This window comes from Stenotrophomonas sp. SrG (assembly GCF_050031795.1).
GTDB lineage: Bacteria > Pseudomonadota > Gammaproteobacteria > Xanthomonadales > Xanthomonadaceae > Stenotrophomonas > Stenotrophomonas rhizophila_A.
On sequence record NZ_JBNBBE010001533.1, the window covers coordinates 1 to 233 of the forward strand.

A 233-nucleotide genomic window follows, 5' to 3' on the forward strand; every position below is an offset into this window, starting at 1 on the left:
TGTGGCGCTGACGCTGCTGCCCGACGGCGCGACCTGGTCCGACGCGCCCTTTGCGCCCCCGGCGGCATTCGGCGGCGTGACCGGGTTGCGCCAGGCCTACCTCGACCCGGCGTTCTGGGCGGCCCGGTTGACCGATGCCGACCGGGTGATCCTGGATCGCGCAGGCATTGCCGCGCAGAAAACGCGGATGCGCGCTGAAGACGACTCCATCCATGACCTGCGCGCGCTCCCCT

The 233-nt window shown here is 71.7% G+C and carries 1 pseudogene; it reads left to right on the forward strand.

From position 1 onward, the window contains the following. A pseudogene (locus ACQG3P_RS24520) lies at positions 1–233 on the forward strand (SH3 domain-containing protein); the annotation flags it as partial.